The organism is Mycoplasma sp. 11548 (genome assembly GCF_055523555.1).
This window is the reverse complement of the sequence record NZ_JBVFVF010000001.1, coordinates 658,382-683,418: the sequence shown is the minus strand read 5'-3', so window position 1 is coordinate 683,418 and position 25,037 is coordinate 658,382. Positions and strand designations below refer to the sequence as shown.

At 26.0% G+C, this 25,037-nt stretch carries 21 protein-coding genes; 19 read left to right on the top strand and 2 right to left on the bottom strand.

What is annotated here, in order from left to right:
• Positions 1 to 74: 74 nt before the first annotated feature.
• Positions 75 to 1,658, bottom strand: a complete 1,584-nt coding sequence (locus AC0B4K_RS02760) for a hypothetical protein (protein ID WP_465103719.1) — start codon at positions 1,656 to 1,658, stop codon at positions 75 to 77.
• Positions 1,659 to 1,923: 265 nt separating this feature from the next.
• Between AC0B4K_RS02760 and dnaE the strand changes: the two genes are divergently transcribed.
• The 7 genes from dnaE to gap all read left to right on the top strand — a co-directional run bounded on the left by dnaE (position 1,924) and on the right by gap (position 10,230).
• Complete coding sequence (gene dnaE / locus AC0B4K_RS02755; RefSeq protein WP_465103718.1) at positions 1,924 to 4,866, top strand: DNA polymerase III subunit alpha; 2,943 nt, start codon at positions 1,924 to 1,926, stop codon at positions 4,864 to 4,866.
• Positions 4,856 to 5,752: a 5'-3' exonuclease gene (locus tag AC0B4K_RS02750; RefSeq protein ID WP_465103717.1), complete on the top strand. Its 897-nt coding sequence runs from the start codon at positions 4,856 to 4,858 to the stop codon at positions 5,750 to 5,752. Before dnaE ends, AC0B4K_RS02750 begins: the two co-directional genes overlap by 11 nt.
• A 2-nt stretch (positions 5,753 to 5,754) precedes the next feature.
• Positions 5,755 to 6,291 (top strand): nucleoside/nucleotide kinase family protein, encoded by a 537-nt coding sequence (locus AC0B4K_RS02745; protein WP_465103716.1) that lies wholly within the window; start codon positions 5,755 to 5,757, stop codon positions 6,289 to 6,291.
• Between the two features lie 70 nt (positions 6,292 to 6,361).
• Positions 6,362 to 7,333 (top strand): replication initiation and membrane attachment family protein, encoded by a 972-nt coding sequence (locus AC0B4K_RS02740; protein WP_465103715.1) that lies wholly within the window; start codon positions 6,362 to 6,364, stop codon positions 7,331 to 7,333.
• Positions 7,326 to 8,222, top strand: coding sequence for a hypothetical protein (locus tag AC0B4K_RS02735; protein WP_465103714.1), 897 nt, complete (start codon positions 7,326 to 7,328; stop codon positions 8,220 to 8,222). The genes AC0B4K_RS02740 and AC0B4K_RS02735 overlap by 8 nt, the downstream gene beginning before the upstream one ends.
• A complete protein-coding gene (gene fmt / locus AC0B4K_RS02730) occupies positions 8,215 to 9,075 on the top strand; it encodes a methionyl-tRNA formyltransferase (RefSeq protein ID WP_465103713.1) in 861 nt (286 codons plus the stop codon). The genes AC0B4K_RS02735 and fmt overlap by 8 nt, the downstream gene beginning before the upstream one ends.
• Before the next feature lie 153 nt (positions 9,076 to 9,228).
• Positions 9,229 to 10,230 carry a type I glyceraldehyde-3-phosphate dehydrogenase gene (gene gap, locus AC0B4K_RS02725; protein WP_465102393.1) on the top strand — a complete coding sequence of 334 codons (1,002 nt, stop codon included), beginning with the start codon at positions 9,229 to 9,231 and terminating at the stop codon, positions 10,228 to 10,230.
• Between the two features lie 598 nt (positions 10,231 to 10,828).
• On the opposite strand, the gene AC0B4K_RS02720 is transcribed toward gap, so the two are convergent.
• Entirely contained in the window at positions 10,829 to 12,361 is a 1,533-nt protein-coding gene (locus AC0B4K_RS02720; RefSeq protein WP_465103318.1) for a transposase family protein, read from the bottom strand.
• 164 nt (positions 12,362 to 12,525) lie between these two features.
• On the opposite strand from AC0B4K_RS02720, the gene AC0B4K_RS02715 reads away from it, so the two are divergent.
• From AC0B4K_RS02715 to AC0B4K_RS02660, 12 genes are all read left to right on the top strand, one after another.
• Positions 12,526 to 13,296, top strand: coding sequence for a hypothetical protein (locus tag AC0B4K_RS02715; protein WP_465103712.1), 771 nt, complete (start codon positions 12,526 to 12,528; stop codon positions 13,294 to 13,296).
• 212 nt (positions 13,297 to 13,508) lie between these two features.
• On the top strand, positions 13,509 to 14,114 hold the full coding sequence (locus AC0B4K_RS02710; RefSeq protein ID WP_465102886.1) for an FMN-dependent NADH-azoreductase: 606 nt from the start codon (positions 13,509 to 13,511) through the stop codon (positions 14,112 to 14,114).
• 108 nt (positions 14,115 to 14,222) lie between these two features.
• Positions 14,223 to 15,956 (top strand): MnuA family membrane nuclease, encoded by a 1,734-nt coding sequence (locus AC0B4K_RS02705; protein WP_465103711.1) that lies wholly within the window; start codon positions 14,223 to 14,225, stop codon positions 15,954 to 15,956.
• Between the two features lie 44 nt (positions 15,957 to 16,000).
• Positions 16,001 to 16,153: a 50S ribosomal protein L33 gene (rpmG, locus tag AC0B4K_RS02700; RefSeq protein WP_465101577.1), complete on the top strand. Its 153-nt coding sequence runs from the start codon at positions 16,001 to 16,003 to the stop codon at positions 16,151 to 16,153.
• Position 16,154: 1 nt separating this feature from the next.
• A complete protein-coding gene (gene secE, locus AC0B4K_RS02695; RefSeq protein WP_465102888.1) occupies positions 16,155 to 16,367 on the top strand; it encodes a preprotein translocase subunit SecE in 213 nt (70 codons plus the stop codon).
• Positions 16,368 to 16,389: 22 nt separating this feature from the next.
• The gene (gene nusG, locus AC0B4K_RS02690; protein WP_465102889.1) at positions 16,390 to 17,001 is read left to right on the top strand and encodes a transcription termination/antitermination protein NusG; all 612 of its coding nucleotides are present in this window, start codon (positions 16,390 to 16,392) and stop codon (positions 16,999 to 17,001) included.
• Positions 17,002 to 17,048: 47 nt separating this feature from the next.
• Complete coding sequence (gene rsmD / locus AC0B4K_RS02685; protein ID WP_465103710.1) at positions 17,049 to 17,591, top strand: 16S rRNA (guanine(966)-N(2))-methyltransferase RsmD; 543 nt, start codon at positions 17,049 to 17,051, stop codon at positions 17,589 to 17,591.
• Complete coding sequence (locus AC0B4K_RS02680) at positions 17,575 to 18,888, top strand: class I SAM-dependent RNA methyltransferase (RefSeq protein ID WP_465103709.1); 1,314 nt, start codon at positions 17,575 to 17,577, stop codon at positions 18,886 to 18,888. The genes rsmD and AC0B4K_RS02680 overlap by 17 nt, the downstream gene beginning before the upstream one ends.
• Positions 18,889 to 19,241: 353 nt before the next feature.
• Positions 19,242 to 21,755, top strand: a complete 2,514-nt coding sequence (locus AC0B4K_RS02675) for a DEAD/DEAH box helicase (protein ID WP_465103708.1) — start codon at positions 19,242 to 19,244, stop codon at positions 21,753 to 21,755.
• Positions 21,718 to 23,154 (top strand): hypothetical protein, encoded by a 1,437-nt coding sequence (locus AC0B4K_RS02670; RefSeq protein WP_465103707.1) that lies wholly within the window; start codon positions 21,718 to 21,720, stop codon positions 23,152 to 23,154. Before AC0B4K_RS02675 ends, AC0B4K_RS02670 begins: the two co-directional genes overlap by 38 nt.
• A gap of 6 nt (positions 23,155 to 23,160) precedes the next feature.
• Entirely contained in the window at positions 23,161 to 24,273 is a 1,113-nt protein-coding gene (locus AC0B4K_RS02665) for a hypothetical protein (RefSeq protein WP_465103706.1), read from the top strand.
• 250 nt (positions 24,274 to 24,523) lie between these two features.
• On the top strand, positions 24,524 to 25,036 hold the full coding sequence (locus AC0B4K_RS02660; protein WP_465103705.1) for a hypothetical protein: 513 nt from the start codon (positions 24,524 to 24,526) through the stop codon (positions 25,034 to 25,036).
• Position 25,037: the final 1 nt, after the last annotated feature.

Sequence of the window (25,037 nt, the reverse complement as noted above, 5' to 3'; positions counted from 1 at the left end):
AAAGTAAAAATAAACACAACCAAGAAATCTTGGTTGTGTTTTAGTGTTAAGTAGATTAATTACCTGATTAAGGATTAACTACTAGCTTGTTGTGTCCCCCCCGCTGCTTGGGCTGAATCAGTAGTAGTTTCACTTTGTGTAACGTCTATTTCATAGAATGCGAATTCTTTTGCAAAATCAGGATTATGTAATCATGCTTTAATAGTTTTAATATTTTCTATTTTATTTGTGTGTTCTTGATTTTGATTTTCTTGAGTAGTTTCCTCTGTATTAGCTGAATTTTCGTCTTTCTTTTCCATTTTGTACATTCTAAACTCAATTTTACGTTCTGGATTATTATTATTATAGGTCATTCCTCAATTTTCTTTTGTAGCATCCATTAAAGTTTCTCATCCAGAGTAAATTTGACCATTAGTATCTTCAATTTCAAGATGCACAGTATGGAAATGAGAAACTAAGTTAGCAAAATTTTCAAATTCTTTGCTATATTCTTCAGAATTTGTGTTTTCAGTTTGACTTTCTGTATTATCTTGCGTACCTGCATTAAAGGTTAAAGTTAAAGTTGGTTTAGTATTTGAACTATCTGTAGTTTGTGAGAAAACAGCACTTTTTACTACACTTTTTACATAATCTTGCACTTGCTTGTATGCTTTTTCATCATCTTCTTTTCGTTTTTCTTCAGCAGTTTTAGCTTTAGGTATTAAAGTTGTGATGTGGAAGTATTCTCCATCATATTTATATTTTAAAGTTAAAATTCTCGTTTCTGGATTAAATTCAGCTAAATATAATTTTTTATTACCTGAATTAGCAGTACCTTCTAATTTGTTAACATCTCAGTCTGCTTTTATTTTTAAAATAGCTGTTTCAGGTTTACCGCCTGATCCTTGAATTGATAAGTATACTTGATTATTGGTATTGCTTGTTGGGCCATAAAGTTGCATTTGTTTTAGTTTTCCACCTTCTTTATTAGCAGGTTTTTCTAAATATGTTTTTAATAACTGATCAAAACGTTCTCCTAGTCCTTCATCTGTAACATTTTCTAAATGTTCTCCAACTTGATTATAATCAGGTTCCTGAACTGGAGGAGTGGTGTCCCCTGGGTTTTCGGTTCCTGAATTTGTGTTACCTGGGTTTTCGGTTCCTGAATTTGTGTTACCTGGGTTTTCGGTTTCTGGAGGAGTGGTGTCCCCTGGGTTTTCGGTTCCTGAATTTGTGTTACCTGGGTTTTCGGTTCCTGAATTTGTGTTACCTGGGTTTTCGGTTTCTGGAGGAGTGGTTGTTACATCAGTTAAGGTTGTAAATGAACGTTTGACATTAAATGATGTATCGTTGTTTACCTTGATGGTATCTAGTTCGTACGTAGTTCCTTTAGTTAAACCAGTAATAGTAATTTTATATTCATTATCAGCTGGTTTGTTTAAACTTGAAACTGTAAAATTATGAGTTGTATCATTAACTTTTACATTAAGTTGGTCTGTTCCTTGTAGACCAGTAATTTTAGCGGTGAATTCAGCTCTTGTTTGAGTTACTGTAATTTCACTAACATTTTGAATAGCAAATTGTCTTTTTTGAGGCTGAGGCGCTGTACATGAAACAGCAGTAACAGCGGTAATTGAGACTAAGTTAGTTGTTACTAATAAAAATTTTCGTAATTTCATAAATCTTCCTTTTCATATAATATTTGATTATCTTAATAAATTTAAATAAAATGTAAATTTTTGCTAGATATATTTAAAATTTATTTCAGGAGTAAAAGCAAATTTTAAAATATCTGTATATATTTTATTATATTTATATAAATTACATGCAAAAAAAAAAAAAAAACGTACTAAACATAATTCTAAAAGAGTGGATTTTGCTTGAAAAGTTAATTATTCTATAAATTTAATTTTATATTAATGCTAAATCATATAAAATTAAAACATGAAAGATATTATTTATTTACATACTAATACTGAATATTCATTTTTAAATTCAACAATTAGACTTAACGACTTATTTAAACTTGCAAAGCAAAAAAAAGTTAAATATTTAACATTAACTGATTTTGAAAATTTCCATGCATTACAATTTTATTGAAATTTTCAAAATGAATATGACTTTAAATTAATATTAGGGGTTGAATTAAAACTAACAGAAGGTTTTCAAATTATTGCTTTAGCTAAAAATAATTCTGGTTTTTTAAAATTAAAAGAATTAGTTTTAGCTAAAAGCACTCAAGCAGAAGTTTCATATTATGATTTAGATGATCCTAATATATTTTTAATTGATCACTTTGAATTAGGAGCAAAAGCTAAGAATATTAAATTAGATAAATATTTAGGTAATTTTTATTTAAATGCCAAAACTATGCAAGAATATCAAACAGTATATGCTCCTACTAAAAAGATTTTATATTTTGATGATAATGAATTATTACCAATTTTAAATAAAATTGGTAATTTAGATGAAAACAATACTATTTATAGTGAATATTATGAAATAGGTGAATTTTCTGATGTTAGTGATGAAGTATACAATAATATTTTATCCATTGTCAATAGTATTGAAAATTTTAAACCTGATACGTCTCTTAAATTACCAAAATATTCAAATAATTCAGTAGAACAATTACTTAATTTAATAAATGGGGAACGTTATCATCAAATTATTAAAAAATATGATAAAGAATTAGTTGATCAACGAATTAACTTTGAATTTAAAGTAATTAAAAAAATCGGGTTTATTGATTATTTTTTAATTATTCAAGATGTAATTAACTATGCTAAAAATAATAATATTTTAATAGGTCCTGGCCGTGGCTCTGCTTCAGGTTCATTAATTTCGTATTTAATTGGTATAACTTCAGTAAATCCAATTGAATTTAATTTATTGTTTGAAAGATTTTTAAATTTAGAAAGAGTTGGCTTGCCGGATATTGATATTGATATTCAAGATAACAAACGAGATTTAATTTTTGAATATTTAGCTAAAAAATACGGGCAAGATAAAGTAGCCTTTATTTCGACATTTCAAACTATGGCTTCAAAAAATTCGCTACGTGATGTTGGAAGATATTTAAATATACCACGTAGTGAATTAGATGCAATCTCGGCTTGTTTATCAATGCATGATCCTTCATTAGAATATGCTGCACTTAATAATAAAAGATATGCTTTATATGCACAAAAATATCCTAAATTACATTATTTAGCATCGCGCCTTGAAGGTTTACCAAGACAATTAGGAATTCATGCAGCTGGCTTTATTATTAGCAATGAACCTTTAATTAATATTGTCCCAGTACAAGAAAGTAATTTTAAACTAAACCAATTACAAATGACAATGAATAATTTAGAACAATATGGATTAATTAAAATAGATTTTTTAGGTTTAAAAAATCTAACTTTTATTAATGAATTAGAAAGTGAAATTCCAAAAGATTTGCATTTTGACAAAGTAATTAATAATTCAATTGCTTTATTTAATGATTTACCAACTTTTAAATTGTTAAATTCAACTTTAACTGATGGTATTTTTCAACTTGAATCTCCTGGAATGCGCAAGGCAATTAAAGAAGTGGTTATTGATAAATTTGATGATATTTATGCCGTTTTAGCTTTATTTAGACCTGGGCCAAGCAAATACATTAAAACCTATGCTAAAAATAAAATTAATCCATTATTTATTGATAAAATCCACCCATTATATGATAATATTGTAAAAAATACTTACGGAATTATTGTTTACCAAGAACAAATTATGCAAATAGTGCAAGATGTAGCTAATATGTCCTTTTCAAAAGCTGATTTATTTAGAAGGGCAATTTCTAAGAAAAAAGAACAAGAACTTAAATTATATAAAGATGAGTTTTTTGAAGGTGGACTAAAAAATGGATTTAGCAAGGAAACTTTAAACACAATTTATGCTAAGATAGAAAAATTTGCTGATTATGGATTTAATAAATCTCATGCAGTTGCGTATGCTTTTATTAGTTATAAATTAGCATATTACAAAGCAAGATTTCCAATGATTTTTTATAAGTATTTATTGTCAAATACTGGAGTTGATCAGCAAACTATTAAAAATTATGTTGATGAAGCAAGGTTGTTTAAAATTACCACTAAAATTCCAAACATTAATATTTCTAGTTTTGAATGTGAAATAAAAAATAATGAGATTTATTTAAGTTTTGCCTTAATTAAAGGAGTGGGGCAAGCTGCTATTGAGAAAATTATTAATGAACGTCAAAGAGGCGGTTTATTTACTAGTTTTATTTCCGCATGATTAAGGTTAAAAGTTGCTGGGCTTGGAGAAAGTATTTTAGAAACATTAATTAAAGCGGGTGCATTTAATGTATTTGGTAATGTTAAAATGCTTTTAGCAAGTTTAGATATTTGCCTTGATTATTATGAATTGTTTAAATCTGAAACTAAAAAATTAGATAACCCACTTGAGTATTTAAATAAATTTATTAGTGTTCATAAGCTTGGTGATCACTTACTAACTGAAACCATTCAGGATATTGAATTTGAAAATGAATGAGAAATTAAATTACTTGGCTCAATGTATAGCCATGAATTTTTAAAAATTAATAATACTTCAAATTTACAAAATGAACCAAATGAAATTTGCTTATTAAATTTACAAGATCAAGCAAATTGGCTTAAAGTAAAAATTTTATCTGTTAGCAAAGGTAAAAAAGATAATCAACTGAATTTTAAATTACAAGATAATTCTAAGGCGGTGATTGCTTCAACTTGAAATACTAAATTGATTTCATGGTTAACTAAGGAATTACCTAAAACAGTTCGAGTATTAATACTAAAAAAGGATGATAAATATTATAATTTGAAAGATATCGAGGAATTAATTTATGAAGAATAATATATGTTCATTAGTAATTGATGGAAATTATTTACTATTTCAATCCTTTTATGCCACTTACCGCGGAGATTTAACTCAAATTTTACGTAATTCAAATGGAGTGCCTACAAATGCAATTGCAATTTTTTTATCTCAATTAATTAAGTTGTTAAAATTTATTGAACCAACTCATTTAATGATTGCATTTGATGCACAAGGCAAAACAAAGCGGCACAACATTTTTCCTGAGTATAAATCAGGGAGAATTAAAGCACCGCAAGAATTATTTGACCAATTTGATTATATAAAAAAATTACTTAGCTTATTAAATATTAAATGAATTGAACAAATAGGAGATGAAGCTGATGATATTATTGGAACATATTGTAAAAAAATGTCTGGAGAAAAATATATTTTTTCATCAGACAAAGATTTATTACAATTAGTCGATTTAAATACTTCATATATTATTAAAAAAGGTTTAGATATTTCTATTGTTACTTTAGATAATTTTTATCAAATTTATCAATTAAATCCAAGCCAAATAACTACATTTAAAGGACTTAAAGGTGATACTAGTGATAATTTACCTGGGGTTCCAGGAATTGGGGATAAAACTGCACTAAAATTAATTGGAGCTTATAATAACTTTGAAAATCTTTATCAACTTTTAGAATTAGGGCAATTAAACGAATCCAAAAGCATTATTGAAAAGTTAAGCAAGGGTAAAGATTCTGGCTTTTTATCTTACGAATTATCTAAAATTAATACTAATGTCCAAAATTTAAATTTAGATATTGATTTTTATTTATTAAATATAAACTATGATAATGCATTAGATTATTTAAATGAATTAGAATTAGAAAAATTTAAACTAGAACTAAAACGCTTTTTAAATAAAAAATAAAAATGGTTGCAATAGTTGGTAAAATATGTGTTGGCAAAAGCAGGATTTTAAAATTATTATTTAATAAAGGCTATCATGTTTTAGAAGTAGATCATTTTGTTACGTTGTTATATAAAGATATTAATTTTGTAAAAAAGGTAAAAAATTTAGTAAAGTATGATTTGGTAACAAAAAATAGTTTAGATAAACAAAAAATTAAAGCTTGAATTTTATTGGATATACACAATTTGCAAATATTAGAAAATTTAATAAATATCGAACTTTATATACACCTACAAAATCATAACTATGATTTTGTAGAATATCCAATTTTATTTAAGGCACCTAAAGAAATAATGACGTTATTTAGCGAAGTTTGACATGTACAAATTCCAGAAATAAAGCGAAAAAGTTTTTTAAATAAAAAATATGGAAAAACTGATTTAATAAAAAAATTAGATACTTTAAATACTTATAATTGGCAAAATAAGGAACTTTTTAATAATTTAAAGGTTGTGGATATCTCTTGGGAAAAAGCATTAGTTTACCCTAAGAAATAATTATTATCTTTTAAATTTATAAATATTATTTAAAATTGTTTTGCATTTAAACCAAAAAGGAGTAATCATTATGAATTTTTTAGATTTTGACTATTTTAAAATTTCACTTAAAACAACTATTTATAATTCTGATTTAAATAATTTACGTAAATATTATGCACCTATTTTAGATCATTTAAGTATTTTACTTTATGAATACTTAAATGATTTAGCTAAAAACAATGATCTCGTTACACCGTATAGTTTTGCTACTTTAAATTTATTATTAAATACTAATGAAACAAATTTGCACCAAGCTAGGATGCAACTTGAAGCATTAGGTTTAATTAATACTTACAAAGATAATGAAAGTGCAACAATTATTTTGGAATTACATAAACCATTACAAGGGCAAGAAATTATTAAAAATCCATTTATTTCACAAATGATTAAGCAAAAAGTTGGTGATGCTAACTTTAAGCGTTTAACAAGCCTTCCAAATAAAGTTGTTATCAATAATTTTGCTTTTGAAGATATTTCAGCTAATTTCTTTAATGTTTTCCAAGAGTCATTAACGAATTCACAAAATATTGTTAAGAATTTTTATCTTAAAACAGGTCAAGATCATATTAACGAAGATAAAATTAAAAATATTGTTAAACAACGTGAAGTTTATACTAAATTAGAAGTATCGAACATTAAATATGCTAATGACTATCAAGCATTAATGCAACTTAGGCCTAGTGAATTTATTATGCAAATGACTAACAATGATAATTTTGAATTAAATGAAGGTTTTTTAGAAACATGAAGTAATGTGTTTAAGGAATCTAAAACCTTAAACTTAGTAATTTATTACAGTATTAAGCGTTATAAAAATGATACATGGCCTAAATATGTTAATTTATTAATTAAAGAATTATCTGATACTCACCTTAATGAATTTAGTGAAGTTGAAGCATACCTGGATGGTAAATTTAAAAATAGTATCCGTACCAAAAAAATGTATGAAGAAAAACTAATTTTAAAAAATGATTATTTAAAAGGTTTAAAAAATGTCTAAACTTAATTTTTCGACTAATGATAAAAAACTCAATCAAGCACTTAGTAGTGATATAGATCAAGATAAATTAATTACAAAATTAAAAAATAATAAATTTCTTGCAAACCTTATTCAAAAACATAATTTAAATGACCAAGAAATTTTTACATATCTGCCTCAAATGTTAATTTTAGAACAAGAAAGCCATAAAACTAATTTAGTTTGACAAACAACAATTGCTAGAAATCATAAAAATAAGCTAGTTTTTGGCAAACAACTCAGTGCTACAAATTTAACAAACGAATTTAAAATAAAAACAAATATCTTATTTAAAGATTATAATACATATTCAAATGATGATCTTTTAACTAAAGTTATTTTAAGTTTATTTCAAGATGAATTAGATATTTATGAATATTTAACAGATTTGTATAACAAAAAAACAAATTTAGACACTTTATACATAACTGGGTCAATTAAATCTAAACGCTCTTATACTTTATCGTTAATTGCAAACTATTATGCAATTAACGATCAAAAAGTAGCCTATTTAGATATTAATTTACTAGAAGATAAACTCAAACGTAGTTTTAATAAATCAAATTTAGACATTGATTCTTTGTTAGAAGATTTAGTTAATGTTGATATTTTAATCTTTGATGAAATTGGTTTAAAGCAACTATCTTTATGGTTTTTAGATAGTTTCTTTTTACCTTTATTAAGTCAAAGGCTCCAAAATAAATCCAAAACATATTTTGGTTCATATTATAATTTTAATGAACTAGGTAAACAACTTTTTAAGAAATCACCAAGTGGTGAAAATATTGACCCCAAAGGCCCACTTGCTAAAAAACTTATTTATTTAATTGATCAATTATCAAAAGAAAAGGTATGAATCCATCATGAGTAAAAATCCATCAAAAATTGTTCTGGCTGGAACACCAAATTTTTCAGTACCAGTTTTTGAAGAAGTAGTCAAACATTTTAACGTTGTTGCTATTGTATCGCAACCAGATAAACCAGCAAACCGAGGTTATAAGCTTGAAGCCACTCCTACAAAATTATTAGCCCAAAAATATCAAATCCCTCTATTTCAACCTAATAAAATAAGCGAAATTTATGAAGAATTAAAATCCTTGGATTATGATATTTTACTAACTTGTGCTTTTGGGCAGTATATCCCAAGTAAAGTTTTAGATTTAGCTAAAATTGCCTCAATCAATATTCATGGCTCATTATTACCTAAATATCGAGGCGCTGCTCCTTTGCAACATAGTTTACTAAATGGAGATTGTGAAACGGGTATTACATTAATTTATATGACTAAAGAAATGGATGCTGGAGATATGCTTTTTAAAGCATCATTGCAAGTTAGTGATTTAGATACTTCAGATTCATTATTTCAAAAAGTATCTAATTTAGCTAAAATGCAGATAACAAATTGATTAACTAAATTAATTAACAATGAAATCAATCCCGAAAAACAAGAAGAAAGTTTAGTTACTTTATCACCTAAGTTACTTAAAGAAGATGCATTGCTAAGTAATCAGTTAACAGCAACTGAAGCTTTTAATAAAATTAGAGCATATTCTTCAAATCCAGGGTGTTACTTATATTTAAACAACAAACGAGTTAAAATCTTTTATGCCAGTTATACTAAAATTCCTAATTCTTTAGAACTGATATTTAGAGATGGAACATTGTACGCAACTGATTACCAATACGAATCTAAAAAACGAGTTAAATTAGCTCAATGAAAATAACCTGGAAACATTTCCAGGTTATTTAATTATTTTTGTGAATTACTAATAAAAAACTAAAAATTTGTATTATAATAAACCAGTAAAAGATGAAATTTTACATTTACACTTTAAAATATATACTTTAAATTTTAATTTTATAATAGAAGGGACAAAATGAAAAAAGTTGCAATTAACGGATTTGGAAGAATTGGTAGATTATTCTTCCGTAGATTATTAGAATCAGGGTCAAACCTTGAAGTTGTGGCTGTTAATGATTTAACAGATGCTAAAACATTAGCTCACTTATTAAAATTTGATACAGCATTTGGTAGATTAAATGCTACTGTTGAAGCTAAAGAAGGCGCAATTGTTGTAAATGGTAAAGAAATTAAAGTCTTAGCTGAAAGAGACCCAGAAAACTTACCATGAGGAGAATTAGGAATTGACTTAGTTGTTGAATCAACTGGATTCTTTACTAAACGTGAAGGAGCTGAAAAACACGTTAAAGCTGGAGCTAAAAAAGTTGTTGTTTCAGCACCATCAGACAAAGATGTTAAAACAGTTGTTTACAATGTAAACCATAATATTTTAGATGCAAGCGATACAGTTATTTCAGCTGCATCATGTACAACAAACAGTTTAGCGCCTATGGTTAAAGTACTTGTTGACCAATTTGGTTTAAAATCAGGGTACATGACTACGATCCATGCTTATACTGGAGACCAAAGATTACAAGATGCTCCTCACAAAGACTTACGCAGAGCACGTGCTGCTGCGGCAAACATGGTACCTACATCAACAGGTGCTGCTAAAGCTATTGGATTAGTTGTTCCAGAAGCAAGTGGTAAGCTAGATGGTGTTGCAATTCGTGTGCCATTAATTACTGGATCATTAGTAGACTTAACAGTATTCTTAGACAAACAACCTACTGTTGAAGAATTAAATGCTGCTATGAAGGCTGCTGCTAACGAAACAATGAAATACGAAACAGAAGAAATCGTTTCTTCAGACATTGTTAATTCATCACATGGTTCAATCTTCGATTCAGCACTTACAACAGTAAAACCAACACCTGAAGGTAACTTATATAAATTATTCTCATGATACGACAATGAAATGTCATATGTATCACAATTAGTTAGAACAGTTGTTTACTTTGCTAACTTAGATAAATAGTTTTAATTAAACTACACAAAATATAACACCATAGCTTGTGCTATGGTGTTATTAATTATAAAAATTTTTTAAACTAAATAATTACTAAATATATTAGTTATAAGCCCCAATTATATTTGGAATAGTTAAATTTATTTATTATGGTATATTTTTTTGAGTAACAGGTGTACCTTAAATTTAATATACTACCACCAAATTTAATTGTAGAATAACTACTTTTTTGAACTACATTTTTAATTTTTTGCCCAGACTGTTGGGGTTAATCATTTTTTTATTTTTTGATTTATATTATGATGCTTTTGTTACAAAAAAAAGATAACGAAAAAACAAAGAAAAAAAATTTTTTTCTTCTTTGGCAACTAAATTGGAAAATTTATATATTTTTTGATGTTTTTACTGTCTAAAAAATTAAGACATAATTATGCATATTGTTAAATTAACTATAAAATTTCAAAATGAAGCAAAAAGATTTTTAACCCCCCGCCCTTGATTGCAATCAAGGGGGCCTTACTTTTGAAAAAGTAAGCAAAACTTCCAGAAAACACGTGCCCGTGTTTTCTATTTTTATTATTTTCTTTTTTATTAAAAAATATTAAAATTAATATGCATCAATTTTTATTTCATCATTGATGCTTCTGTGTAATGTTCGAAGTATCTCTAAATACTCAGCCATAATCTTATTGGCTTCAAGGTTATTTCCTTGTGCATTCACAGAGACACTATTAAACTTTGAGATGTATAATTCAAGAGTTTTAAAAAATGAGTTTGTTTTCTTATGGATAAATGCTAGTTTTCCAACGGCAGGGATAGAATAATCTAAACCTTTCTCAAGAGCTCACATTTCTGTAAAGCTTAGATATTTTCCATTAGGTTCTTTGGCAAAGTATTTTTTTCCATTATATTTAAAATACAAATTATCATCAGAACAATGTACTAACACAACATCAGAATTATAAGGAAATATAATCCTTTTGTCATGCATATCGAAAGCTGCAAGGTTTTTACCTTGGTATCTAACAACACCATTTAAAACTTTTCTATTAATCTCTAAATCAACGGCTCAATTGCCGTTTTTCTTTCCTTCTTTTTGAAAGACATTATGTTTAGAAATTATTTTTTTATTCCTCGTGTTGTAATAATTTTGAAATACTTCGTTATTTTGCTTTAAATCATTAATATCTTTATATCCGTTTTCATGAATTAATAATGGGTATTGATCTAATGATGTTCTAAAAGATCTCTCAACGTGAGGTTTATGTTTGGGATTAGATGAACTGAGTACTTCTATTCCTTTTTTATTTAAATCTTTTTCAAAAATTGTTTGTGCGTTTTCGTTTCCCCAAAAAGTTCTTCTTTTATCAGTATAAATTTTCTTTGGAAATCCATATTTCTTAAATACTATTTCTAACAGTCTTTGATATCCTAATGTTGTTTCTTGTTCTTCAAATCATGCTGCTAATAATGTTCCAGTAGCAACATCAATTGCATGATAAAGATAGAATGGTTTATTATTTTTTAAATATGGTTCAAGCTGAGCATCGATTTCAACAATTTCACCAAATTCTAAATTTTTCTTTAGACCCAAAACTTGTCTTTGTTTTTCATTTTGTTTAATTTGTTTATAATATTTTTTTAATAGCAATGTTGTCTCTTGTGAAGTTTTCTTCTTTGATATTTTTGCTATTTTTCTTCCTCTTTTGGTTGTATGTATATTAAATAATCCTAATTGGTTGAATCTTCTTACCAAAGTTTTGTAAGAAATTTTTTGCCTTATAAAAGAACCATATTCTGAATAATAATAACTTTTAAACGAAAGTTGGTTATTTGTTAGAATGCTATTTAAAATAATTTCACATGTTTTTAAATAATCTTTAAACACTAATTCAATTTCTGAATCGGTAACTTTGCAACTTCTTTGTTGATTTTTATTTTTATGACTGATGTCAATTTCTTGATTACTTTTTATTATTTTTTTATATCTTTTTACAGTTGATACACTAAGGTTTGTAATTAAACTAAGTTGAGATAAAGATTTTTCAATATTAGCAGCAATTAATATGAGAGATTGCTGTTTTTTTAGTTCGTAGTTTGTTAAATTTTTGTACTTATCTATGTTATGTTTGATTCTCATAAATAATTTATACCATATTTTAATTAAATTAGTTCACTTTCCATGGGATTTATATATGGACCTAAATAGTTGTCATTGGACAGGTGTACCTTAAATTTAATATACTACCACCAAATTTAATGGTATTGTGTTATAATTTAATAACAAAATAAAAAGAGGTAAACGTGATAAAAGTTAAGAAAATATTTTTATTAGGTGTTTTATATTCGCTTTTACCATTATCAATAATTGGATGTAGTGTAAATTCGCCACATAAAGAAGATGAACAAAACCCGGATTTTCAAAATAATTTTCGAACTAGATTGCAAAAAGAATTAAATTCTATATATAGCAGTGCTAAAGACAAGTTTTTATCTTTTGCAACTGTAAATAAATTTATTCCTGAGGCTATTCGAAATGATAAAGATAAATTTAAAAATTATGTTTTAAACTTTAAATTTTTTGAATCAGTTGACACAAGCAAAAAATTAGATGTTTTGGTTAAGTTACAAACTAAAGAAGATTTTGATGAAATTATTATTAAAAGGTTCAAACAACTAAATAACAGTCAAGATTTAAAAATAAACGATACGGAAATACGAGAGGAATTTCAAAGAATTTATCTTAAAAACCAAAATGTATATGAATTTTTAAAATTTAATGATATTTATATTTATGATGATGGTTCTTTAGGATTTTATTACTATTTTGTAGTGCCATTTGAATATGATAATAATATCCAGTTAAATATCATTGAACCAGAAAGATACATCGATGAAGTAAATCTTCCACCAACAAATTCAACATGAGCTGTTTTTGCGTTACCAAAGAATAAAACTATTACTGTAAAAATGCTAAAACCACAAGCTACTAATATAGATTCTGCTTCATCGTGAGAATTCAAAAACAAACTTATTAGTTGATACAATGATGAATTTAAAAATTATTTTAAATAATAACTGTAAATAATTTTAGTAAAAAGTTAACTTTTTTATATTAAGTCAATTATCATAATATTCTTATTTATAAACTTTTAGTTAGAAAAAATAAGAATTTATTAATAATATTTTTTTAACCCTTAATTAAATGGTTATTTGTTTATTTTTAGATTAAAGATTCTTTAAATCTTATTGTATAATACAAAGGACACAAATAAACGGAGGCATTTATGAAACAAATACTATTTATAAATGGATCACTTAATACAAGTGACTCATCATATTCAACACAAACTCTAAACTATGTTAAATCATTATTTAACCAAGAAGAATATGCAATAGAGGAATTTAATTTAAATCAAACCATTTTTGCACAAAAGATTCTTACTAATGGTAATTTAAAAACCTTTTGACAAGAAGTTGACAGCGATACATGAATTAATAAACTTAAGCAAGTAGACTTATTAGTTATTTCAACTTCAATGATTAATTTTGGACCAACTGCAGCCTTAAAAAGTTTTATCGATGCAATTGCAGTTGCTGAAAAAACTTTTTCATATAAATATTCAACAACCAATGATGCAATTGGATATTTAACTAATTTGAATGTTTTAGTGATTGGTGCACAAGGCTCAAGTTTTGGAATTTATCCATGAGGTGACCACATTAAATGATTAAAAGGAACTTTTAATTTCCTTGGAGCTAAAGCGATTTATAACTTTGATATTTATGGTACTAAAACAACTGAAATTGCTAAATTAAGACCAAGTGAATATGTGCAAAGCATTCAAGAAGAGATTAAAACTCTAGTTAACAAAATAAAAAGCAATTTATAATTAGCTATTTTAAACCATTTAATGCATATTATGTGCCTTAAATGGTTTTTATAAAAATTTTAAAAAAATACCAAAAGATTTAATAAAATTTATTTATAGGGTAAGTTTATGAGTAAGTTTTTTAAAAAGTTTTTCAGATTTAGCACATTATTAAGTTTATCTTTTGTAACATACAGTTGTACAAATATTACTAAAGAACGACAGTTAGTTGATGATAAAGAACCTAAAAAAATTGAAGTTAGCTCTGATAATGAAATAAGCAAAGATCAATTAAATTTTGAAAATATTTTTGAGTTTCCAGAAGATCAAAAAAATATTGGCCAGCTCTTTGATAATTTAAAAAATGAATATGAAACTAAGCAAAAAACTAAATTTAGTAAAATGAGATTATATGGTTGAACAAAAAACAAACAAGGTCGTAAAACTGATAAAATTCATTTGACAATGCCAACTCTTGGAAACAATAAAAGAAATTCCTTACTAAAATTTCGAAAAGATCTAGATCTAAGCAACCTCCCATGAGAATATAATCCCCAGGGTCATTTTGTTAACACATCTTTTGATGAAACTACTAGAGTTTTAACTATCAAATATGTTTTAAATAATAAAACATATTTACAAAAGATTTTTATCCCAAAAGCAATAGAAACAAATAATTTAGAAAATCTTAACATTGATAAAAACATTGAAAATGCTGATACAAAACAAGATGTTATTAAAAATGAAAATTCAAATATACATAAAGATTCAGTTGCAGAAACAAAAAAACAAAATTCAAACAACTTTAATAATAATGAGTTGTTAAATAGCACAAAATCTTTAACAAATAAACCTGAAGAAAACTTTCCTTTACTTACCTCCGTTAAAATATCAACCTGAAATATTCAGAATTTCGGTAATAAAAAAATCACAAAAGAAGATTTTAGAATTCAAGCATTAGCAGAAATAATTGCTCTTGAAAAATTGCAATTTATTTCAGTTCAAGAAGTTAATTACGAGGAATTTAATGGTGTAAGTACTTTGGTTGAAGTTTTAAATGAAAAATATAATTTGAACTTTAAGTTAGCTAAAAGTCCTAAGGGCTTAAAATCAAAAGATCGTCTTGATTCTCATGCTGTTTGAGAATCATATGGTATTTTATATAATGCTAATAGTTTTGAACAACTTGATAATAGTGGTTTTGAAGATTTTGAAGGTAAGAATGTTGTTTTTACTCGTCCATTATGAATGTCATATTGGAAAGTAAAAAATTCTACTACTAAATTTTGAATTATTAATGGTCATTTAGATGGTCCAGGAGCAAACCGTAAGTATAATGAAATATTAAGCCCAATAATTGATGGATACAAATGAAGCTCGCAAGGAGACCAGGAAGTTAAAGAATTTCTGGACATCCATAATGCTTTTGAAAAACTAAAGGACTTTTATCCAAGTAAAACATTAGAAGATTTAGTTATTTTTAATGGTGATACCAATATTAAAGAAAATCATTTTATAAAATCAAATAATTATTATTTATCTAAAAAGTACGAATTAGGATATAAAAATTCCCAATCTAAAAATGACATTGAATCTTACAAAACATCATTTTCCAAAAAACGTTATGTGAATCCATATGATAAATTTATTGCTTTTGATCCAAATGATGAATTTGAAGCTTTGGAGGCAAAAGATTTTAAATTTGATTTAAAAAATGTATTCAATAATAAATTAGATTATCAAAAGTATTTAGATTTATATATTAAAGAAAAATCTAGTTCACAATTAACAAAAGAAGAATTAGCCTTAAAGTTATCTGACCATACTTTTGCTAATGCTTTAATTAAGGTAAAAAACCCTTAATTTAATTATGCAAATAATGGATATTTTATGGTAAAATAACATTTATGAAAAATACAAATAAAATTGCATTATCATGTGAACTTTGTAGACGTAAAAATTACTATACTAATAAAAGTTTAGGCAATCCTAAACGTCTAAAAATTAAAAAATATTGCATTCATTGTGCTACACATAGCTTACATCAAGAAGAGGTCTAAAGTGGAAGAATTAATTAAAGTTAAAGACAAAAAACCAAAAAGATATTGAATTAGAAAGTTAGTTAAGGAAATTAAACGAGTACGTTGACCTGACTTTAAAACTAATAAGAAAAATTTTATAATGACAATTGTATTTGCATTTTTATTCACTGTATTTGTTTCATTAGTAACATATGGACTAACTGAACTGTGGTCAGTTTTATCATTAAACTAATAATTAAGTAGATGGAGATTATATGGAAACTATATTTAAATGATATGTTATTTCTACAATGAGGGGTAAAGAAGATGCGGTTATTGAATCGCTAAACAACCGGATTGAAGCTGAAAATATCTTAAAAGATTTTGATTTAAATGCTAATGAAGGCTCTGCATTTAAAATATTTCAAAGACCAACTTTAACCCAACGTGAGTGGCAAAAAAAAGAAGAAGGCTTACCATACAAGATTAAAAAAGTAAATTTATATCCAGGATACATTTATGCCAAAATGCATATGTCTGATGAAGCATGGTATTTAGTGCGTAACACCCAATATGTTACTGGACTAATTGGATCATCTGGAAAAGGGGCAAAACCAACTCCAATTGGTATTTTAGAAATTAAAAAAATGTTTAAACTTGAAGCAGACTATTGGCGTTCATTTGAAGCTGGTGAAGATATTTTTGGTTATTATCAACCTGGTGATATAGTTGAAATTATCGATGGTGTTTATACTGGACATGAAGGAGAAATTACTTCAATTAATAATAATGAAAAACAAGTAACCTTAAAATTTGAAAGTTATGGTAAGGAACAAGAAATTACTGTTTCAATTGATACAATTGTTAAACTAAAGGACAAAGATTAATAAGTAAAACACAAATTTTTCAATTTGTGTTTTTTAAAGGAGTTATTATGTTGAGAATAATCAGTGGGTTATATCGCAACCGTAAAATAAATTACCCTGATTTAAAAATTGCTAGGCCAACAACTGATAAAGTTCGTGAAGCAATTTTTTCATCATTACAATTTAAAATTCAAAATAGCTATGTTTTAGATCTATTTGCAGGTTCAGGAGCTTTAGCCATTGAAGCTTTAAGCAGAGGTGCTAAATTTGCTGATATTGTCGAAAAAAATAAGGATGCTTATAAAATCATTAATGCCAACCTTTCTTCATTGGGAATTAAAAATGCTAATTTATACCAAGTTAATGCCCTTGATTTTTTATTAACTAAAAAACAAAGATATGATTTTATTTTTCTTGATGCTCCTTATCAAGATTATGATTTAATAAGCCAAGCATTAACCTTAATATCCCAAAATAATATTTTAAATAATGAAGGAGAAATAATTTTAGAAACAGATAACATTTCTAAAATTATAATTCCTGCTTCTTTATATATTTATAAAGAACGTAAATATGGAAAAATATATGTCTATTATGTTGCCAAACAATAAAAAAATAACAATTGGTCAAATCTTAGAATTAACATGCCAAGAACTAAGTTATGAAGGACTAGGCACAACTCGTATTAATAATAAACCAATTTTAGTTAGTAATTTTTACCCTAATGAAGTAGCAAAAGTTAAAATTACTAAAGTATATGCTAAATATTGTGTTGGGATAATTGTTGAAATGTTGCAATATTCAAAGCATAGGGCAAATAAGCAATTTACTAATTTAGATGCTATGCCATTAGCTAATTTAAATTATCAAGCCCAACTTGAGTTTAAACAAAGATATTTAAATTCATTATTTAAACGCAATTTTGCTTGAATAAATTTAAAAGAAATTATTGAAGCAAACCAAGTTTTTAATTACCGAAATAAGGCTAAATTTTTGCTTTCAATAGTTAATAATAAATTATCATTAGCTTCTTATTTAAAAGATGCTAATGATTTAAGTTATGATACTTCAAATTTAAGTTTAAATAATTTAGAATTAAATAAGGTTTTAGAATTAATTTTACTAACCATTAATAACTTTTATAATTGCAATGATAAATTAATGCATTTAAATTTTTTTAAAACAACATTAATTAGAATAAATCATCTTAACTTGGTTCAAGTGGGTTTTGAACTTGAACCAAGTTATGATTTACCTAAAAATTTAATTAATGAATTATTCTTAATTGACAATTTAATTGAAATATATGTTTTAAAAAATAATCAATATTTAAAACTTGCAAGCAAAGATCAATTTCAAATTTCTTTGTTAAATAAAACCTTTAATTTAAATCTTAACTCTTTTTTCCAAGTTAATAGTGAAATAGCTTTTAAAATGTTTACTTTAGTTAAAGAAATAAACCATACTAAATACACCAAAGTATTAGATTTATTTTGTGGGGTTGGAATTATTTCTAATTTAATTGCTAAAGATAATCAAGAAGTTTTAGGAATTGATATTACTAAAGAAGCTATTAATGATGCTCAAAGATATGTTTTAAATAATAATTTAAAACATAAATATATTGCTAAAGATATTTTTAAATCGCAACATATTTTGAATACTTTTATTGATCAAAATACTTTAAGTATCATTGATCCTCCTAGGAGTGGTTTGAATACTGAGTTAATTAATTATCTAAATCAAAACAATATAAATACCTTAATTTATATTTCGTGTAACCCGAGAACTTTAGTAAGAGATTTAAAAGTTTTTTTAAATAAAGGTTATAGTATAAACTGAATTCAACCTTTTGATATGTTTCCAAATACTGCACATATTGAATGTGTAGCTTTACTAACTAAATAACCTATAAGAAGTTTTTTTTATTCTTAAAAAAGAAATGAATAAAAATGGGCAGCCAAACTAATGTAAATATTGGTTAGGATGCCCATTTTTTAGCAATAACTTCAATATATAAAAGTTAATTTTTATTTTGTAATATCAAGCTTTTTATGTTTTCCTTCCATATATATATATATATATATTATAATTAGATAATTAAAGATAAAAATATATAACAAAAATTTTAAAGAATTATATTTAGATTTTACATATAATGTTATATATAAAAAAAGAAGAAAGATAAAATAAAACAATGTAAATATTATAAAAATGCATTTTTTGTATTAGTTTATTATGGTTTACTAGAAAGTGGAAATATGAATTTATCGTTAAAAATAACATGCTCAGAAAATGTGGATTCTGAGATTTTAGACATCCTTAGAGATGGCAAATATCATGATGCAAAATTATCTACAAATAAAATTGAATTAAAAATGGATCGTCGGGATGATAGATATATTGATTCATTAGGTAATGTTAAAATAGCATTAAAAAAAGAAGGTCAAGGATATTTAATTCTTATGGGAAAGTTATCTCGTGATTTTCGCAGACCTTATGGTGGGTCATTTCATATTGTTAAAAAAATTGATGAAATTTCAGACTTTAAACAAGTTAAGGGAGTTCCTGCAAGTATAAGATTTTCAACAATGGATGAAGACTTAACTAGAAATGATGAACTTTCAGAATATATGCAAAACCTAATTAATAATCCTAACTTTGAATTTAATATTGGTCAATTTTCAGAATTCATGGATATTTTTAAATTTTATAAAGATTTATCAGACGAACTAAATAATAATTTTTCATTTGAAATAACATCAATTTCAAAGCCATACTATTTTATTCCGATTCATGTTAAAGATTTAAATTTAGAAATTAAAGAAGAAATTAAAGATCAAAATGGTCTGCTTAAGGGTTATAAAATTAGCGAAATTACTTATGAAAGACTTAAAAATGAAGTTAAAAGTCAAGTTTTAAAATTAATTGATATACACATTAAGGATAGTAATGAGCCACTTCGTTGAATTAAACGAGTTGGATATGACAACATCTTTTTATCTAATAAATTAAAAATTTCAGAAAAAGATGTTGAAAATTTAAAACAATTTGAGGTTATTAACTCTAACATTGTCGACAAAGAAGTAGTTTTATCCGGTGAATTTAAAAACAACGAAGACTATGAGAAGCATTTTAGTGCTTTAAACTTATATGATATGGGTCAAAAGATTAAGATTGATTCCATTGATAATTCGCTTCGTTTAATCAATCAAGGTGCAACTGGATCAGCCATTTCCCTTTTAGAATATTTAATTGGTGATAGTAAAATGCCTACTAAGTATTTAGAACCTACTGAGGTAACCAATAAATATACAAATGGTTTAAACAATTCACAGAAGCAAGCTTTTTTAATGGCTGTTGATGGGTCTCCTGTTAGTTTAATTAAAGGTCCTCCCGGAACTGGTAAAACACATGTTATTAATGCAATTGTTCAATATATAACTAAAGAATTAGGACAAAAAGTAGTAATTTCTTCACAAACACATATTGCCATTGATAATGTTTTAGACAAATTAATGCAAAATTTTGATATTATTATCCCAAATCGAATCACCAACCGAAAAAATAAATACAGCGGAAATGAAATAGATTCAACATTATATAAAACATGGGCACAAAAATTTTCTGAGCATAATAAGAATGTAACAGATTTAAAATTATCGGCTGCTATGGAAAAACAAATGGCTCATTTTGCGGGTGAACCAAGATTTAAATATACTGAATATTCTTCACCAAGTAATTTTCCAGTAATTGGTATAACCACTACCTCAAGTGCTTTAGGTGGCAAGAAAGGTTTTGAAATCCTAAAAGGATATGATTGGCTTATTATTGATGAAGTAAGTAAATGTCCTATTAGCGAGGTGCTGAGATATTTACCATATGTAAGCAAGGTTATTTTGGTTGGAGATAATTACCAATTAGCACCATTATTAGAATTTTCTAAAGAAGATGTTAAAGATTTGCCTTCATATAATGAAGATAAATTTGAAAAACTTCAAAATATTTATGAGCAATCGGTTTTTGATAAAGTAATGGATAAAGCACAACAAGCAAATCGGTTAGTTCTTTTAAATGAAAACTATCGATCTGTAAAGCCAGTGCTTGCAGCTTATAACGTATTTTATGACAATAAACTTGAAAATAAACGTGAGCAAGTTAGGCCCAATAAAGTTCGCTTTAATGTTACAGATAACAGTATTAACTATGATACTAATGATATTTTCTTTGTCGAGGTTTTAAATGGGCAAGAAGCTAGAGAGGGAACTTCAAGATTTAATATTGAAGAAATAAATGCAACTGCATTTATTTTGAGAGATGTAATGCAAAAGGCAATTGATCCTGAAAATATTTCAGTAAGTGCTATTTTCCCTTACGCTGCTCAAATTGAGAAGTTCCAAAAGCAAAATATTGCTTTAATTAATGAAGCTAAAAAATTGTTTAAATCTTTTGAAATTGATACCGTAGATGCTTTCCAAGGTAAAGAATCAGATGTTGTTTTGGTTAATACAGTAGTCACTGATGCATCGCAACTAAATTTCCTAAATGATTTTAGGAGAATTAATGTCGCTATGTCACGGGCTAGAGATAAACTAATAATTTTTGGTAATAATCGTGTGCTTCGTCAAATTACAATGAAAATACTTAATGGGCAAGAAAGAAAATATTTTAATGAAATAATTAGTTATATAACATCAAAAGGTAAATTTATTGAATATAATGGAGGTAAAGTAAAACATGCAGATAAAAGCAAAAGTAGCTTTAAGCTTGCCTAATAAATATTACAAAATAACTTTAAAGTATGATACATTCCAAAAAGCAATGTGAGATCAATATTTCATTGCATCCTTAGTTTATAATACAAATTATGAAAGCGATGCACATGTTTATATTAATGAAATTACAGGAAATGGTTCTTTAAACCAACATTTTAAAATACTTTATGATGAAATAATTAAAATGGAACCTGAACAAATTAAAGGTATTTTAGAAAATTCTTTGTACCCTATCACCATAGTGGACCAAAAGAACCATTTTAAATATTATGAAATGTTTAATGCGACTAGGTTTAATAACCAAGTTTTTGATGGTAATTTAGAAAATGATAAGGATTTATTAGTAAAGATGCTGCTTCCTACAAGGAAAGATGTTAAGTTATTAAGCATTGATTTTGATATTCAAGTTGGTAAAGTAGTAAAAAATATCTATAATATTATTTTTAGTGATGCTGAAATAAAAGTTGATCTAGATAATGAACAATATTACCAAATTTCAAAAGAAAATTTTTTATCAGTCTATGAAAAAGAAGATATCAATAGTGATTGAATGCCAATGATAGGAAATAAAATCACACAAGGAAATTGAAATGTGCTAACTAAACTAGTTGCTGATTCTTGGGGTGAGGCTAAAAATACTTATAAAACTAAAGATAATAATCTTGCAGTTTTATTACCTGATGGGATCCAAGAAACATCTGTTATTAGTGCTTATGGTTTATTATTTTATAAAGATGTCAAACATTCTTTTGATATAAAAAATCAAGATAAATTTATTGAAGCAGTTGAGTTTATGAAAACAAAAAATTACTTAACAGAATATCCACAAAAAAGTTTAATCAGTCTATTAGATATACTTCCTTGGAAAAATGCTCAAGAAATTATTGAACTTACACTTCAACGTAAAAAATTAAAAGGTGTAATTGAGGCAGCTTTAAAACTAATTATAGAAGGTCTTAGCACCGGGTGAGAAAAATCAACTTTAATGGTAATTAAAAACCAGGCTCCAAAGCGCTATTACAAATACCTTTATAAATTAGATAGCGATCTTGGATTTGGTGATACTGATTTATTAGATATTGATGATATTGATTTAAACCAAGAAGATAAAAAACGTAAAGATGCATACTTTGAGAAAAGGGACAATTATCTTAAAGAAATTAACCAAATGGTTGGTGATATGACAACTTCTGGTGTAAGAGAAAATCTCAAAAAACTTCAAAAGGATAAGTTAGTTAATTCAGTTAAGAAATTTTTAAATGATGTTCAAGGACACAACAAAGGTGGTCTTGAAAAATTATCATTAGAAGAACTTGCAAAAAAATATGAAGAAATTAAAAGAGTATATAATGGTGACTATGCTAAGGTTAAAGAACGTTGTGATAAACTAGGTGATTAATATATTATGAAATATTTATTTTTTGATATTGAATGTGCTGATGGTTTAAAAGCAATTTGTGAATATGGATATGTTCTTACAGATGTAAATTTTAATATTCTTGAAAAACAAAATATTTTAATTAATCCTGAAACTGAATTTAACTTAACTGGTCGAAAAAATCGTCCCGATCTAGTTCTTGCTTACCCCCACGAAGTATATTATAAGCAACTTTCTTTTGAATATTATTATCAAACTATTAAAGAATTAATGGTGCAGGATGATTTAGTAATTTTTGGCTACGCTGTAGAGAATGATATTAGTTTTTTAGCTGGAAGTATAAAACGTTATAACCTGCATTTATTTGATTATATTTCTTATGATATACAAAAGCTTGTTAGTGTTTTAAATAATGATGGAACAAACCATCCTTCACTAGAAAAAGTGTTTAATGATTTACTAAATAGTGGGGCTGAAGTAAACTTGCAAGATCACAAAGCTTGTGATGATGCACATAAGTCAATGCTTGTCTTAAAAGAACTAACCAGCACACAAAACTTAAATACAATAGAATTGCTTCATTTATACCCTGATCTAAAATATAAAACATTTTATTATTTAAAACAACGCGAACAAATTCTAAAATTGAGAAAAGAAACACGTAAGAAAGAACAAATTGCAAAAAGAGTAAGGAGAGAAGAACGTAAAAGACGACAAGAGTTAAAACGAAAGAAAGAATTTGATCAATTTTGAGAAACCACTTTAAAACTCGCTAAAGAAGGTGGATTTGAAAATATAAATGTCCCTGAAGAATCATTGAAAGATATCCTTAAAGCAATTAATTATTATGAAAGAATTAAATTACACAAAAAACAAAATGTTAAAAATCAAATTAAAGATAATTTCAACAATGAAACATTTGAAGAATTTTTTGAAAAATCCTTAATCTTATCTAAAGAAGGAGGCTTTGAAAATATAACATCTGAACCATTGCTTAAATCATTTTTAAAATTAGTGAAACAACATCATTATCTTAATTTAAAATATTATAAACATCAAAACCAAAAAACTGTCCAAAAAAATATAGCCAAGCCTTTTGAAGAAATTTGAGAAGTGGCCTTAAATTTAGCCAAAAGTTAAATAATGTAACTTAATAAAAGTAAACAAGAATAAATGTCCTAAGGTAAACGAAAAGCTAACAATAATTGTTAGCTTTTTATTTTAATATTTTGCATGATCAAGTTTTTACAATATATATATATATATATATATATATATATATGAATTATAATTAATTTAAATAAATAACTAACATAATAAATTTTTTGTTCTTCAAATTTATTATGTTACTACATATCATTATGTCTATATAAACTTTGTAAGGAGTAAAATGTCAAATAATAATAAATCGCTCACCAGCATTGAGTTATTACAAAAACTACAAGAAATATTTATAAAATCTGGCTTTACAATTATTTCATGTGGGATTCGTATAAATAATTTTATAAAATTTAAAATTTTAAAACATAATCACGAATACTTTATAAATGTTAATATCCGCAATATTACAAGTGCATATTTACCAAATAAACCTGATGTAATGAGAAGACAAGTTAACAAACTTAATTTTAATGATATTCCTGATAATACTACAAATAGTGCAACAATGCTATTAGGGCTTTGAGATATTAATGGTAAAAAAGTTTTAGTTGCTTGAAATCCATTTTTATTTGTCCACCATGAAAAAAACCGCTCTTGCTATGTATTAAAAGAAAGTTTAAATAAAGCATCACAAGAAGGTTTTTATCAAGGTAAGGATTCGGGTACAAATATTTTGGTTTGTTCTGAAAATAATTTTGATGAACTATTATCGGTTTATCTAGAAAATTATAAGGCAGATTAAA